The organism is uncultured Roseobacter sp. (assembly GCF_947495275.1).
Taxonomy (GTDB): domain Bacteria; phylum Pseudomonadota; class Alphaproteobacteria; order Rhodobacterales; family Rhodobacteraceae; genus Roseobacter.
On sequence record NZ_CANLYL010000003.1, the window covers coordinates 328,573 to 342,661 of the forward strand.

The 14,089-nt window shown below is 56.8% G+C and carries 11 protein-coding genes; 2 read left to right on the forward strand and 9 right to left on the reverse strand.

Features of this window, described 5'->3' with window-relative positions; all coding sequences use genetic code 11:
* Window positions 1-35: 35 nt before the first annotated feature.
* The 7 genes from addA to regB all read right to left on the reverse strand — a co-directional run bounded on the left by addA (window position 36) and on the right by regB (window position 11,592).
* Complete coding sequence (addA, locus tag Q0802_RS08135) at window positions 36-3,422, reverse strand: double-strand break repair helicase AddA (RefSeq protein ID WP_298916221.1); 3,387 nt, start codon at window positions 3,420-3,422, stop codon at window positions 36-38.
* Window positions 3,419-6,376: a double-strand break repair protein AddB gene (gene addB / locus Q0802_RS08140; RefSeq protein WP_298916224.1), complete on the reverse strand. Its 2,958-nt coding sequence runs from the start codon at window positions 6,374-6,376 to the stop codon at window positions 3,419-3,421. Before addB ends, addA begins: the two co-directional genes overlap by 4 nt.
* Window positions 6,369-7,061 carry a nucleotidyltransferase family protein gene (locus Q0802_RS08145; protein ID WP_298916227.1) on the reverse strand — a complete coding sequence of 231 codons (693 nt, stop codon included), beginning with the start codon at window positions 7,059-7,061 and terminating at the stop codon, window positions 6,369-6,371. Before Q0802_RS08145 ends, addB begins: the two co-directional genes overlap by 8 nt.
* Window positions 7,037-8,065 carry a phosphotransferase gene (locus Q0802_RS08150; RefSeq protein WP_298916230.1) on the reverse strand — a complete coding sequence of 343 codons (1,029 nt, stop codon included), beginning with the start codon at window positions 8,063-8,065 and terminating at the stop codon, window positions 7,037-7,039. Before Q0802_RS08150 ends, Q0802_RS08145 begins: the two co-directional genes overlap by 25 nt.
* Window positions 8,053-8,526 (reverse strand): tRNA (adenosine(37)-N6)-threonylcarbamoyltransferase complex ATPase subunit type 1 TsaE, encoded by a 474-nt coding sequence (gene tsaE / locus Q0802_RS08155; RefSeq protein WP_298916233.1) that lies wholly within the window; start codon window positions 8,524-8,526, stop codon window positions 8,053-8,055. The genes Q0802_RS08150 and tsaE overlap by 13 nt, the downstream gene beginning before the upstream one ends.
* Window positions 8,527-8,574: 48 nt before the next feature.
* The gene (locus Q0802_RS08160; protein ID WP_298916236.1) at window positions 8,575-10,113 is read right to left on the reverse strand and encodes a PAS-domain containing protein; all 1,539 of its coding nucleotides are present in this window, start codon (window positions 10,111-10,113) and stop codon (window positions 8,575-8,577) included.
* Between the two features lie 90 nt (window positions 10,114-10,203).
* Complete coding sequence (gene regB, locus Q0802_RS08165) at window positions 10,204-11,592, reverse strand: sensor histidine kinase RegB (RefSeq protein ID WP_298916239.1); 1,389 nt, start codon at window positions 11,590-11,592, stop codon at window positions 10,204-10,206.
* 96 nt (window positions 11,593-11,688) lie between these two features.
* Here regB and Q0802_RS08170 point away from each other — a divergent pair, with 96 nt between their 5' ends.
* On the forward strand, window positions 11,689-12,306 hold the full coding sequence (locus Q0802_RS08170) for an SCO family protein (protein ID WP_298916242.1): 618 nt from the start codon (window positions 11,689-11,691) through the stop codon (window positions 12,304-12,306).
* A 91-nt stretch (window positions 12,307-12,397) separates the two neighbouring features.
* Window positions 12,398-12,952 carry an ActR/PrrA/RegA family redox response regulator transcription factor gene (locus Q0802_RS08175; protein WP_298916245.1) on the forward strand — a complete coding sequence of 185 codons (555 nt, stop codon included), beginning with the start codon at window positions 12,398-12,400 and terminating at the stop codon, window positions 12,950-12,952.
* 16 nt (window positions 12,953-12,968) lie between these two features.
* On the opposite strand, the gene Q0802_RS08180 is transcribed toward Q0802_RS08175, so the two are convergent.
* Together Q0802_RS08180 and Q0802_RS08185 are read right to left on the reverse strand one after the other, a co-directional pair.
* A complete protein-coding gene (locus Q0802_RS08180) occupies window positions 12,969-13,454 on the reverse strand; it encodes a GNAT family N-acetyltransferase (protein WP_298916248.1) in 486 nt (161 codons plus the stop codon).
* The gene (locus Q0802_RS08185; RefSeq protein WP_298916251.1) at window positions 13,451-14,047 is read right to left on the reverse strand and encodes an HD family hydrolase; all 597 of its coding nucleotides are present in this window, start codon (window positions 14,045-14,047) and stop codon (window positions 13,451-13,453) included. The genes Q0802_RS08180 and Q0802_RS08185 overlap by 4 nt, the downstream gene beginning before the upstream one ends.
* Window positions 14,048-14,089: the final 42 nt, after the last annotated feature.

Sequence of the window (14,089 nt, forward strand, 5' to 3'; positions counted from 1 at the left end):
ATGCTCTCCTGACAGGCTATGCTTGGACGGCGAACCTAGGTAGCGTTGGTGCCCACGTCAAGATGTAGAGCGCATTGTAATGATCTCGTCACGATATCGTGCGGCAATCTCATGAGTTCGCCGGTTCTAGTCCAGAGGATCGCGGTTTCGACGATATGTTCGGGATAGATCTGTTGCAGCGCATGGGCATAGGCGCCCATCTGGCGCAATATCCCGTCAGGGCATAGCGCCGCATGGTCTGGGATGGTTTCGTTGGATTTGAAATCCACGGCAAGAACGCGGGTATCCGAGACGACCAACCGGTCAATGACACCGTAGAGGGTACGCTCACCCAGCTGCGCTGTAATCGGCACTTCGGCCAGCGATCCTTGAGCAAACAAAAAACTCAGGCTTTCTGTTCGCAAAATTGCACTTGCCTCTGCGAGCGCCTTGTCGTGCTCTGAAACGTCTGGAATTGCCGAGTGCAATCGTTCGGCAACGTCAGGCCATTCGGCCGACGGTGCCGCGCTCAAATACTCCAAATATCTATGTACCAAAGTGCCGTAGGCTTTCGCTTCGTCCTCGGTGCGACTGGTCTGGCCAGACAGCGCCTTGGGTCCGCCAAGCTCAGATGGCGATAGGGTTTCCGGAATGGCAGGTGCTGCGGGCGCTTTGTGATGAAAAATTTGGTCCAGTTCGATGGCGGCTGATTTTGACGCGAGATTTTCGGCATCGGGCAAATCCTCCCAACCGGGAGAGGCAAATCTCTTGATGTCGAGACCCTGAAAACGCATCGACGTGACAGGTAATTCGTCCAGAGCCTGCTCGACAATTTGATACCAACTGTCATTTTGTTTGGATAGCTCGCCGCAGGCGGCGATGATCAGCCACTTTTCTGCCCTTGTTAGAGCCACATATAGCAATCTCAACCGCTCTTCGATCTGTGCCGCTTTCATCGTTTCGATGCTTTGCGCCATGGCATCGGGCATTTCTGATGCGCTCGTCTTCCAGGCAGGGGTATTCCCTATCTTGACGATGTCATCTTTGATCTGAATGTCACGTCTGGCGGTGTCGGGCAGGATCACGATCGGGGCTTCCAGACCTTTGGCACCATGCACGGTCATCACCCTGATCTGGTCGGATGCGCTGTCAATCTGTCGTTTGATCTCGAGATCGTCGGTTTCCATCCAGACCAGAAATCCGGTCAGGCTGGGGATTGCGGTCCGCTCGTAGGCAAGTGCCTGAGATAGCAGTGCATTGATGCCGTCCTCGGCCTCTCTTCCCAACCGTGCCAAAAGCCTCCGTCGTCCGCCGTGCCGGGTCAGAACACGTTCGATCAGATCATAGGGGCGCAGAAAATCCACATTTGCCCGCAAATCATTCAGAACAGCCAGCGTTTGAGGGAAATCTTCTGTCCGGTGCCGCAGCGCTTGCCAAAGGTGATCTTCGCTCCGGCGATGCGCGAGATCGAAGAGCTCCTGTTCCGACCATCCAAAAAGCGGTGATTTCAAAGCCGTAGCCAGCGACAGACTGTCTTCCGAGACCGTCAGGAAAGACAATAAGGCCGCGAGATCGCGTACCGCCAGTTCACCCCCAACCTTCAGCCGATCCGCGCCAGCGATGGGCAACTCATGCGCTTTGCAGGCCCGGATGATTTCTGAAAAGAGATCAGATCGCCGCTGCACGAGGATCAGAAAATCGCCGGGCCGGACGGGCCGCTTTTCAAATTCACCCGGCACCGGCCCATCCACCGGCACCGTCTTCTGCGTGTCGATCATCTGTTTGATCTGACCCGCGATTTGTTGCGCCAGCAAAACCGTATGGTGCGTTTCGCTGCGCCGGTCCAACGGATCGTACCAAACCCGATCATCCTCATCGGCCTGTTTCTCGATCAGAGGCCAAAGATCAACACGTCCGGGCAGTGCGTTTTTGAAGGCGATATGTCTGGCCGTCTTTTCGAACCCGGCCCGCTCTTTTTCGTCGAACGCTTTGTCGACAAGGGACAAAATCGGGGAAGCTGACCGGAATGAATACGCCAGTGTCTCGCTCTGAAATCTGTGATCAGCGGCTTCCAGTTTTGTCTGAAATTCCCTTTCCATACGGTCAAATTCGCGTGGATCTGCGCCCTGGAACGAGTAGATCGACTGTTTCTTGTCCCCAACGACGAAGAGTGTGCGTTTGACGTCTCTGCGCGCGCCCTCACCGCTGGAAAATTCGGCTGCCAGCTTTCGGATCACGTCCCATTGGGCGGGGCTGGTGTCTTGCGCTTCGTCGACCAGAATGTGATCGATCCCACCATCGATCCGAAAAAGCACCCAGGCCGCAACCGCGCTGTCGGTCAGCAAGGTTCGCGCTTTCAGGATCAGATCATCAAAATCCAGCCATCCGCGTAGTAATTTCTGATTTTCATATAGAGGCAAGAAGCGCGCGGCGAATTCATGCAGGGCTTGTGTTTTCCGAGCCGCCCCCAGAGCAAGGCGCTGCCCGCGAGCGGTTTCCACCCGCTGCATAAGGGCATTCAGCGCAGGTATATGCGGCTCGATCACAGCCTGGGTGGGTTTGGTCGGAAAACTGCCCGTTTTGGCTGAAAAAGGGGATTTGGCTGTGGCGCCTGTCAGAAAGACCGCTTCGAGCACGGGAAGCGCTGAATAGGAAAGATCGGCGATACCGGCCAGCTTTTCGCCCGCTTTTGCGTCGTTTCCGCCTTTTGCCAGCAATGCCGGTTTGATGGCGTCGATCAGCCTGCGTTCCCCCCCAAGGAAAACACTTTGCGCGATGCTTTCTTCGCTTAATTCAACGGGTTGGTCAAAGAGGGACAGGATGGCGGGCCAACTCAACGTTTGTAAAAACGCCTCTCGGTTCTGTACCACCGCCCGCGTCAGTTTGCCAAAATCTTCACCGGTGTAATGACGGGCAAGTGCCGTGATCAAAGAGGCATCAGGCCCTTCCGCCATCTGATCGACGATTTCCGCGCGCAGCAGGTCAGCGGCCCGGTCTTCGATTTCCGTAAACTGGGGGCTGACCTGAGCTTCGAGGGGAAAGCGGCGCAATAGGGACGCGCAGAAGGAGTGGATGGTCTGGATTTTCAGCCCGCCGGGCGCTTCGATTGCCCGGGCAAAGAGCGTTCTTGCATCGCGCAACCGGGTTTCGTCGATTTCTCCTGAAACGCCAAGCTCCCGGAGTGAGTTTTGCAACTTCAAATCGGGCAACATGGCCCAGGCCCCAAGACGTCTGAACAGCCGGTTCTGCATCTCCGAGGCTGCTGCCTTGGTGTAGGTGAGGCACAAAATATGTTGTGGCTCGACCCCCTCAAGCAGCAAGCGCGCCACGCGATCTGTCAAAACCCGCGTTTTCCCGGAGCCCGCATTTGCAGCCAGCCAGGTGGACGTGTCAGGATCGGCTGCCCGCACCTGCGCTTGTGTGGCTGCGTCCCGGGTCGTCATGACAAATCCTCCGGCAGCGGATCGTCGGTTGCGTCCCATTCGCCAAAACGCGCCAGTTGATCATAGTCCCCGCCAAAGCGATCCTGCTGCATCATGCGCCGCGACGTGAACCCCTGATCCGCCGACAGATAGCTCGCAATAAGCGCGTGCAGTTTCTCAAGGACCTCGCGCGGTGGTTCTTTTTCAAGGGGCGCGCCAATTTCGACAGGATTAGAGCCTAACCCGATGAAAACGGCCAGTGCGACCTGACAAACGCCCAGGGTTTCAAAAGCGCCTTGCTCAACCATTGCCGCCTCGATCAGCAGTTGTTTGTCAAATGCGGCCTGCTCTTTTCCGCTGGGTGGTTTGCCCGTCTTGTAGTCGTAAATCAGCACGTCACCTGTTTCGGTCTGGTCAATCCGGTCGGCGCGCGCCGTCAGCGTGAATCCCAGATCCGGCCAGGACAGTTTACCCTTGGCCTGATTCTCGAAGGCGATCGGTTGTGAAATCGTTCTGCGCTCCCGCTCGCGCGCCACAAACCAGTTTGCGATCTTTTCGATCCGCGCCAGCCACATGGCCCGAACCGCAGGCCATGGAACGTCGTTCTCCATGATGTCATGTGCCACATGGGTCAAATGGCGCGTGGTAAGAAGCGTCGGATCAGCCACCGTGTCCTTGATGAAACGCTCCATGATGTCATGCGCCAGGGTGCCGCGCATCAGGGCATCAGGGCTTTGCACCAACGGGCCCAGTTTTGTCAGGCGGAGCACATGTTTGGCATAAACCGCATAGGGATCGCGGATCAGCCGCTTGATTTCGGTGACAGAGAGCGCGTGAGGCCGCGCGATAACGGGTGGTTTTGGCGACGGCCGATGGGCAGGGTCAACACGTTCGACGCGCTCAAAGGCAGAGGCGCGCGCCAGCCAGACGTTGCCGCGGTCCAGCATCTGGTCCAATGCCGCCTGTCCGCCCTGCTCTTTCAGACCGGCCAGCAGATTGCGCAACCGGTTGACCCATCTGGATGCCACGGTTTCGGCATCCTCTGATCGTATCGCGCGGGTCAGCCAGACTTCCTTGGCGGCAATGGCCTGTTGGTAGTCATGTGCCGAGAGACCGATCCGCCGTTCCGGAAGCAGCAAACCCGCCTGATGCCTGAGTGCGCGATTGAGCCAGGGGTCCGGGGGCGGAGCCTCGGGCCAGGTGCCTTCGTTCAAGCTTGCGAGGATCACCAGATCGGCACCTTCTACCCGTGCCTCAAGCGTGCCCCAGATCATGATTTTTGGATGGGGCGCATCCCGATCCCGGACCTCTTCGCCCGCCAGAAGCGCGCTTGCCAGATCGTGATAGTCAGCGGCGGAGATTTCCGACCCTGCGTCGGCGTGTTTTACAAGATCCAGCATGAGCGCATTGGCTTTCTGGCCAGCTTTTTTGAGCCAGAGTTCGCCAGAACCCTCGGCGCCGAGCCCGCCTGCCACGGTCTCTGCAAGCGCAATGTGATCGGCGACCCAGTCCGACAAGGGGCGCAGTTGACCCGAAAGATGACCGGTTAGCGAGGTACCAACCCAATGCGCCCATTCATCGACCAACACCTGATCGGCGGCAGCGGCCACCGCCCTTTGCATCCGCTTCAGAATACCCGCCCTGTCCGGATACGGCAGCCCATCCTTGCGGATTGCAAGTTCCAGCCGCTGGGTGTTGAGCACATGCTGTCCGCGGTTGATCCCGCTATGGGTCAACGGGTGTTTGAGCAGCGTCAGCAATGCTTCGGCGTCGAGCTTGCGGACAAACAGGTTGCTGATATGACGCAGAAAGCGGCCGGGCGGCGACAGGTGCAGCGGTGTCCCGGCGGAATCGTCCGGCAGAATATCCCATTGATCCAGCGCCGCTGTTACCTGACGTGTCAGCATGCGGTCCGGGGTGATCAGCGCGGCGGTCTCCCCCTCTTCTGCCGCCAGTCGCAGGCGCATCGCGATCACGAGGGCCTCCTCACGCGGGCTGGGGGCTTCCAGCATCGTGATCGCCGCTGTCGCCGCTTCAAGGTGTTTGAGGTCTCTGCCTTCCGAAAGCCATGCATCCGTCACCGGCGCAGGCCTTAAGGACAAGGAAACCAGAGCGTTTCGCGCAGCGGAGGGCGGTGTCGATGGATGCCACCTGCCGATATCACCCCGTGCTACGTCCAGATCGGTCATGAGTTTCTGGAACCGGTATTGGGGGTGGTCTTGCGCCAACATCGCGTCATTGAGATGCGCCCAGACCGCATCTGGCATCTCGAAATCAAATCCTGGTAAGACCAACGCGCCTTGAGGAAGTTTCGCGACGGCCTGCATCAGCAACAATGTTGTCCCGCGTGATCCGGTCGACCCTGCAATGATCACAGGGTCAGCAGGTGGCGATGTCTGCCATTTGCGCGCCAGCGCATTGATGAGCAACCGCTGGCGTGCCTCAGCATCGGGCGGGGTGTCGGCGCTGTCCATGTAGTTTTGGGCAATGCGGATAAACTGCTGGGCGCGTTGCCAATGACCGGATTGATCGGTCACATCCAGCTCCGCGATGGTCCGGGCGGTCACACCTTCACCCTGCATTTCATCCATGAGCGCGGCAAGACTGTCGGTCAGATCGTAGAGCGATGATCGTGGTGCGAGATCTTTTTCCTGGGACAACAAGCGCGAGACCAGCGCAATCAATTCGAGCCTTCGCCGAAGGGATGAGGTTGCCGGAGGTACTGAAACACTGGGATCCAGCGCGTCCAGGTCGGTGATGAGCCCGATCCGCGGCAGCAAGGTCGCAGGACCCGCCTCAAACAGACTGCGCAGACGCCGCTGCATGCGCCGGGTGTTGACGATGAGTTGGACGCGCGCCATGGCCTCGCGAGGTTTGCCAGACAGCCGCGCAACCAACCCTTTCACCAGCGTCTTTGGGAAATCCGCGCCGGGGTCGATGCCGAAAAGCCTTGGCTTGGCAGAGGTGTCAAACATCGGAATGGTCGATCAGAGCTTCGGCAATGGAAATTCCCCCCGGATGGCCCACGTCACACCACTGACCGGGATAGCACAGCCCAAAAACGCGTGTATCGGTCAGCATTAGGTTCCAAAGCTCATTGAGCGAAAAACAGGCCTTGTCGATCTCGACCAATCGGTCTGTCTTGATGATTTGCGCGCCCCCATAAACGAGCCCGGGGGCCCGTGTGATCTGTCCCTGAGCGTTGATCTGAAAATCACCCTGACCTTTGTATGCATGGGTATTGGCAACCGGGATGCACATCAGCAGGGCATCCATACGCGCAGGCTCCCAGGCATTTTGCAGCATGTCCAGAGGGTTGGGGCCCTTCCAGATCGCATCTGTATTAAGGGTAAAAACAGGGGCCGGCCCCAGTGCTGGCAGGGCGTTGCGCAACCCGCCGCCGGTATCTAGAATGTCGGGGGTCTCCAGGACCGTCTGAACCCCCCGCGCAGTGAGGTGGCGTTCGAGCGGCTCCGGCTTGTAATGAAGATTGGCAACGATGATTTGCGGCGCAACCGCCGATGTCAGTGAAAGCGCATGGTCGACCAAAGGTTTTCCCGCAACCTCAATCATTGGTTTCGGCAGATCATCCGTCAACGGCTTCATTCGTGTCCCGAAACCTGCGGCAAACAACATTACCGATCGCGGCAGGTCGCACATTTTGATCTCAAGGTTTTCAGGATTTCAGGGGTAGGTGGCGGCAGGCAATCGGTGATAAATCCCGCGACTTCATCCAAAACCGGGTGCTTCAGATTTGTCATCACATGGTTCCAGACGCGCGGCAGCAGGTCAATGTACTGGGCTTTGCCGTCACGCAGGCAAAGACGTGAAAACCCGCCCAGGATACGCAGGTTTCGCTGAGTGCCCAAAATCGCATAGGCGGCCTTGAACGCGTCGGCATCATGTTGGTTCTGGGACAGAAACCGTGTGACCATTTCATACTCAATGCGCTTGGAGACATCGCGTCTCGCATCTTGCAGGACCGATACAAGATCATAGGCCGGATGACCAAGCATGGCATCCTGAAAGTCCAGCAAACCAACCCTTGCAGGGCCGTCGCGTTGCGGCAACCACAAGAGGTTTTCCGCATGATAGTCTCTTTGAATCAGGACTTGCTGGGCGTCCAATGGTTTCAATAATTTGTGGAAGGCTTCGGCGAACTGACCTTTTGTATCTTCATCAACAAGGCCCGTCGCTCCGAACTGATACCAATCATATGCCAGGGCTGCCAAAGGCGTCATGAATTCTGCGTCATAGGGCGCCACAGACAGTGATTTTGATTCGTGCAGATGCGTCAGGACGTCCACGGCGGCGCTGTAAAGTGTCTCTTCCGACGCCTGCCTGGATGCCAGCAAGCGCGCGAAAAGGTCATCGCCCATGTCTTCGAGGAGCAAGAACCCCGATTGTTCGTCCTGCGCAATGATATGCGGCGCGCTCAGACCAATGCCTGCCAGATGCGCAGCAACGGTGACAAAAGGCAGAATGCTCTGGCCATTTGTCGGAGGCGCATCCATCAGAACCGCGCTGGTGCCATCCCCCCTGACCAGCCGACTATAGCGGCGGTTCGACGCATCGCTGGCCAAAGGTGTCCTGCTCGCTTCTGCCCATCCTGCCCGCATCAGGAAGTCATGCACATACTGCGTACGGGTTGTTATGATTTCCATTGTTGCATTCTTGCGTCCCACAGGCTGTCTTGCCAAGCGGTTTTGAGTACGCGTTCGTTTTCGTTTTGACCTTCAGAGAACCATAATTCCAACGCAGCCTCCGGTCGCAGAGGGCCCAGACGATCTGGCCACTCGACCAGACAGACGGCCTCCTCGAACGCTTCAATCAGCCCAAGTTCTTCAATCTCACCAAGGCTTTGGATGCGGTACAGGTCCGTATGCCAAATGGGTCCGATGACGGTTTCATAGGTCTGGACAAGTGTGAAAGTAGGTGAAGGAACATCTTCCTTTTCGATGAGTACTGATTGGATCAGGTGACGCGCAAAAAATGTCTTGCCAGCACCAACCGCACCATTAAGCAACAGCACATCGCCCGCTTTAAGGGTAGGTGCCAGATGTGCTGCAACCTCTGCGGTTGCCTCGCTGGTGGTCAGCTGTTGAATGTAAGGGCTCAAGATCATGGCGCCTGCTTATCCTCCGCAGAATGAGCTGCAAAGAGGGAAGCGTACTCAGCGCGATCTTGATTTTCTGATTTTTGGCCGGGCAGCCTCAGATTTAACAAATCTGATCACTGTCGCACCCGAGGCAATGCGCGAAATTGTGCAATTGAACGCTGTCCCAGACGTCATCACCGTTGGCATGTCCCAGGATGCGCGTTCGCCAAAATCGAGAACGAAATCTGTCAAAGCCGCCCAGCGCGCACCGGGCTGACAGAGGCGTTTCCATTCCTGCACCGAGTCAGCAATCGTGACATCGGCAAAAGAGTTGTCAGGATCCAACCCCCAGAGTTCCCGGTAGGCCGCATTGCAGAAAGTCAGAACGCCGGTTGATGAAAATACCACCAGCGCATCATCAAAAGTGTCCATCAAGGACTGGCCCAGCTCCAATTCGGCTCTGAAGTTGCGTGTCAGAGAGACTTCGGCACTGATATCTTCGATGAGAAAGGCGATGGCACCATCCGGATGAGGGCGTCCCCGCACACGGTAGGTTTGGCCTGTCTCCAGGGTCCAGGTTTCCTGATACCGACCATCCGTTGCCGCCGCGATGACCTCGGAAATTTCCTGACGCCAGGAGTGATAGTTCTTTGGTTCCGGCATACGGCGGTTTTCACGCATGCGATCAAAGAACGATAGCAAAGTCGGCCGACCGCTCAGGAAATCTGCAGGCAGATTGGTCAGATCAATAAGCGCGGGGTTAAACAATGCCAGTTGGCCATTGCGATCAAAGATCGCCAGACCGATGGATAGTTGCGCAAAGGTCTTGGCCAGGGTTTGCACGAAATTGCGCTGGGCAACCTCAGATTTCACAACGGCATTCACGTCAACTGCGTGGAAAATCGTAATGTCGCCCACGCTGACCGCGTTCACATCGTACCAATCTTTTCGGCCTTCAGGCCCGGATTGGGTTGAGACTCTTTGGCGACCGGTTTGTTCGTTTAGTGTGTCGCTCACCTCGAAAACCGGTTTGTCGGCGTCGGGTGAAGTCTGATGAAGGCGATTGTAAAGGTCTTCGTAGGCGGCATTGTGCCAAGTGACCTTGCCTTGCGTATCGACCTGCCACACCGCATGGGGCGTCGTATCGCTGGCGCGCCTCAGATCGGCCAGCTCCTGATGCAAAACGCGCATCTTTTGTGATTGCGCCGCAGAGACCATCCGGTCGTCATCCATGTGAATCTGCGTGAACTGCCCCCTCTGTGTCAGACTGAGCGTTGCTGTGTCTTCCGCATGGCGTGCCTGCACGGTCAAAGTGCCGGGCTGTTCGAGGGGAGGTTGCTCCGGCAAGGATGGAAATCGGTTGAGCATCCGCTCTCTCCAGGACTGCCAGTCGTCTTGCCCCGGGATCAAGCGGTAAAGTTGTTGCGCCGTATCGGACGCGTGATGCAGGTCGCTATTGTCGAAGAGGAAGAATATGCCGTCAACTGGCGGTTCCGAAAGAGATTTTGACGTTGCGGTATCGGGTGACTTTTGTGAACGCGATATCCAGGCCAAACCAGCAAGGGTGCTGAGGCCGGTGGCGGTGGCGATGGCGGCAACGTCCCAGAAAGGCATGCGCCCAAGACCCTTTCTCCAATGACGACCTCGTCACTATCCGGCCTGCATAGTTAATGAGCCGTTAACGATACGGCCCGAAAGTTCATATTAGGCCAGGTTCGGTTGATTCCGACCCAGACCGACCGCTGCCTCTGATCTTGGGGCATCTATTTTCTGACGGGCCCAGGTGACTTCAACGATGGCGCCCATATCCATTTTCGGCGCCTTCGCCGTGCCCATCGGGTCGCGTCCATTGGCAAATTGCAATTCGGCGCCGGACCGTTCGAGAAGTGTTTTGGCAATGAACAACCCAAGGCCCATACCTTCATAACCAGGACGCAAACGCCTTTCGGAATCCGGACGCCTGCGGCGCATGAAGGGATCACCGATCCTGCCTAGAAGATGTGGTGGAAAACCGCGTCCGTCATCCATGATGCGCAGGGAGATCATGGCATCGGTCCAGCTCGCTTCGATCCAAACGTCGGCTGCTGCGAAATCGACCGCGTTCTGAATCAGATTACGCAGCCCATGAATCACTTCGGGCTTCCTGAGGATGCTGGGCTGAGCAGCAGGGTCGCCCAGCGGCTGAAAATGAACCGATTTTCCGCGTCCGAGATGGGGTTCTGCGGCTTCTTCAACGACCGCCATCAGAGGAGCTTGGTGCATATGCAAATCGTCTTTGCCTGCACGCCCCATATCCCGCAGTATATCGCGGCATCTGTCAGCCTGTTCTCGGATCAGGGCCGCGTCTTCTTGCAGGTCCGGATGATCCGTAAGCTCTTCGAACAACTCGCCACTGGCGAGCTTTATGGTAGCCAACGGTGTGCCCAACTCATGCGCCGCAGCGGCCACGACGCCGCCGAGGTCAGTAAGTTTCTGCTCACGTGCGAGCGCCATCTGGGTCGCGGCCAGAGCATCTGACATCGAGTGAATCTCGGAGGTAACGCGAACAGAATAGGCACTAATAAAGATGATTGCGATGATCAGCGCGATCCAGTTCCCAAACACAAACAACTGGGGAATCTCAAGAATCATGCCTGCTTCGGTCATTAGCGGCAGATGAAAATGCGACAGCATCGATACCATCAGGATCGCCGTGCTTCCCAGAAGAACGGTGGAACGCAGTGTCAGGACGGCGGCAGATATGGTGACCGGCCCGAGCATCAAAAGCGCGAAGGGATTGTGCAGACCACCTGTCAGAAACAGCAGGAAACTGAGTTGTATCAGATCAAACATGACCATCAGCATGTTCTCAACTTCGCTGAGGCGCTTGTTTTCGGGAAAGACGAAAATCGCAACGAGGTTTGCGATGACGGAGGCACCGATGACCAAATAGCAAAGCCCCAGTTCCAGCTGCAAACCGTACCAGCGTTGTGCCACGGTGATCGCAGTCAATTGACCGCCGATGGCAAACCACCGCAAAAGGATCATGGTACGCAGCCTGATCCAGTTGGCGCGGGTATCTCCGCTCAGGGGTCTGACGCTGGTATCAGGCATCAATCTCACCGCTTGTTGAGTTGCATAGATGTCGCAGGACGTTAGGACTTCTTTTTGATAAAGACACCCTAACGCACTTTTGGAGAAGCGACACCCATGCGCTATATCGCCCCACTATCCGCTGTTGCCATTGTTGGTCTGCTTGGGGGCGTCTGGTACGCCACTCAGACACCGAAAGATGGCGACAGTTTTGCGCAATGCCGTGCCAGCCAGATTGCCGGGGGGGCCGGGTCCATCGGCGGGCCTTTTGAGCTGGTGAATGGTGACGGGCAGACGGTCACGGATAAGGATGTCATCACAGAGCCATCGCTCATTTACTTTGGATACACCTTCTGCCCTGATGTCTGCCCGATCGACACCGCCCGGAATGCCGAGGCCGTCGATGTTCTGGCCGAACGGAACATTTCCGTCACGCCCGTCTTCATCACCATTGATCCAAAACGGGACACACCGGAGGTTGTGGGAGATTTCGCGGAAAACCTGCATGAGCGCATGATCGGGCTGACCGGATCACCTGAGCAGGTCAAAGCCGCAAGCGAAGCCTACCGTACCTATTACAAAGCGCACGATGGCGATGACGACTACTATCTCGTAGATCATTCGACGTTCAGCTATCTGGTCATGCCAGAAGCGGGCTTCGTTGAATTTTTCCGCCGTGAAGCAACGGCGCAGGACGTGGCGGACACTGTAGCCTGCTTTGTGGAAAACAGTTAGGAGGTCAAATCGCAAACTGCCGATTTGACGAATTACTGGCGCTGACACATATAGCATGGCACACATGACGTGCGCACAGGAAAGGCAATCAATGCAGGATGCAGCTGACTTGAATTTGGGCGAAGACAAAAGCCTCTTGCTGGTCGATGATGACGAGCCCTTTCTGCGCCGGCTGGCGAAGGCTATGGAAAAGCGTGGATTTTCGGTTGAAACAGCTGAATCCGTTGCCGCTGGTAGTGCGATTGCAACTGCCCGGCCGCCGGCCTATGCAGTTGTCGATCTACGGCTCGAAGATGGCAACGGCCTCGATGTCGTGGAGATTCTGCGAGAGAAACGGCCAGATGCGCGCGTAGTGGTGTTAACCGGATACGGCGCAATTGCGACGGCTGTTGCGGCGGTCAAGATTGGCGCCACGGACTACCTTTCCAAACCCGCAGATGCAGCTGACATCGTCAACGCTCTGCTGGCGAATGGCGATGATCTGCCGCCACCGCCGGAAAACCCGATGAGCGCTGACCGGGTTCGTTGGGAACATATCCAGCGCGTCTTCGAGCTATGTGACCGGAATGTCAGTGAAACAGCGCGGCGTCTGAACATGCACCGTCGGACCTTGCAGCGCATTTTGGCCAAAAGATCACCGCGATAATCCGAAGGCAAGCACTTCAGATGTCATAGCGCTTGCTGATCTTGTCGACGATCTGGCCAGATTCCAGCCTGATCCCTTCGTCAAAATGCCAGTCGCGAAAGCCCCTGCTTTGGTAGTAGGTCAGACCACCAGTGTTGTCCGCGCGAATGGTGGCGTTGATCCAGACATATCCCAGCTCGCGAGCCGCCTTTGACGAGGCATCGAACAATGCCGAACCGATTCCCAGGCCCGTTTGGCCAACCTGGACGAAGGTCGCCACATCCACGGCTTCAGGTGGCAATTGCGGATGGGGCGATATCCACTGAAATCCTACAACAGCCTCCTGCTCATCCACGGCCACATGCCAGGCAGATCTTTCTGCATTGCTTGCCATCCATTCGGTCAGGTCCTTGGCGGTGACCGGGCGGGTCAGCGCTGTTGTTCCACCTTTTTCGATAATCGCGTTGAGCAATCTGGCCATTGAACCTGCATCCAGTGCCATAGCGCGCCGGACTCTGATCATTGCATTTCCCCCAGCAATTGCCCGTGTCTTTCGGTAAAGGCGTTTCTGGTTTCGATAGGGGTGCGCAGCACGATGGAAAGGTCGTTGATGATGGACGTATCCGGTTTGCCGAAAAACTTGCTGGCCTCGATCTCGGAGAAACCGGCGATCTGCGTTGCTTCCATCCATGCGCTGATCTTGTCGGCTTTTTTGATCTGTTTCTTGATGTGAACGGGAATTGCGGCTGGCAGGCCAAAGCGGATGTGGACCGCCGCAGCCAACCGATCATCCAATGCACCGTAGCCGGGCCCAACCGCTGCCTTCACCGGCGAAATCATGTCACCGATCACATACTCAGGGGCATCGTGCAAGAGCGCCGCCAACCGCCATTTAGCGGGTGCTTTGGGTGAAATTCGGCCAAAAAGCGTCTCTACCAAGAGAGAATGCTCAGCAACAGAATATGCGTGCTCTCCTTTTGTCTGGCCGTTCCAGCGCGCCACAAACGCCAGGCCATGCGCAATATCTTCGATTTCTACATCAACAGGCGTTGGGTCCAGCAGGTCGAGCCTGCGGCCAGAAAGCATTCGTTGCCAGGCGCGTTTTGGTGTTGCCATAATGTAACAGTCCGGTGTTCTTGCCACGATTTCGCCACAATT

What these genes read in the sequence shown, in the direction of transcription:
- addA (WP_298916221.1), bottom strand. Translation starts at nt 3,422, where the DNA reads ATGACGACCCGGGACGCAGCCACACAAGCGCAGGTGCGGGCAGCCGAT.
- addB (WP_298916224.1), bottom strand. Translation starts at nt 6,376, where the DNA reads ATGTTTGACACCTCTGCCAAGCCAAGGCTTTTCGGCATCGACCCCGGC.
- Q0802_RS08145 (WP_298916227.1), bottom strand. Translation starts at nt 7,061, where the DNA reads ATGTGCGACCTGCCGCGATCGGTAATGTTGTTTGCCGCAGGTTTCGGG.
- Q0802_RS08150 (WP_298916230.1), bottom strand. Translation starts at nt 8,065, where the DNA reads ATGGAAATCATAACAACCCGTACGCAGTATGTGCATGACTTCCTGATG.
- tsaE (WP_298916233.1), bottom strand. Translation starts at nt 8,526, where the DNA reads ATGATCTTGAGCCCTTACATTCAACAGCTGACCACCAGCGAGGCAACC.
- Q0802_RS08160 (WP_298916236.1), bottom strand. Translation starts at nt 10,113, where the DNA reads ATGCCTTTCTGGGACGTTGCCGCCATCGCCACCGCCACCGGCCTCAGC.
- regB (WP_298916239.1), bottom strand. Translation starts at nt 11,592, where the DNA reads ATGCCTGATACCAGCGTCAGACCCCTGAGCGGAGATACCCGCGCCAAC.
- Q0802_RS08170 (WP_298916242.1), top strand. Translation starts at nt 11,689, where the DNA reads ATGCGCTATATCGCCCCACTATCCGCTGTTGCCATTGTTGGTCTGCTT.
- Q0802_RS08175 (WP_298916245.1), top strand. Translation starts at nt 12,398, where the DNA reads ATGCAGGATGCAGCTGACTTGAATTTGGGCGAAGACAAAAGCCTCTTG.
- Q0802_RS08180 (WP_298916248.1), bottom strand. Translation starts at nt 13,454, where the DNA reads ATGATCAGAGTCCGGCGCGCTATGGCACTGGATGCAGGTTCAATGGCC.
- Q0802_RS08185 (WP_298916251.1), bottom strand. Translation starts at nt 14,047, where the DNA reads ATGGCAACACCAAAACGCGCCTGGCAACGAATGCTTTCTGGCCGCAGG.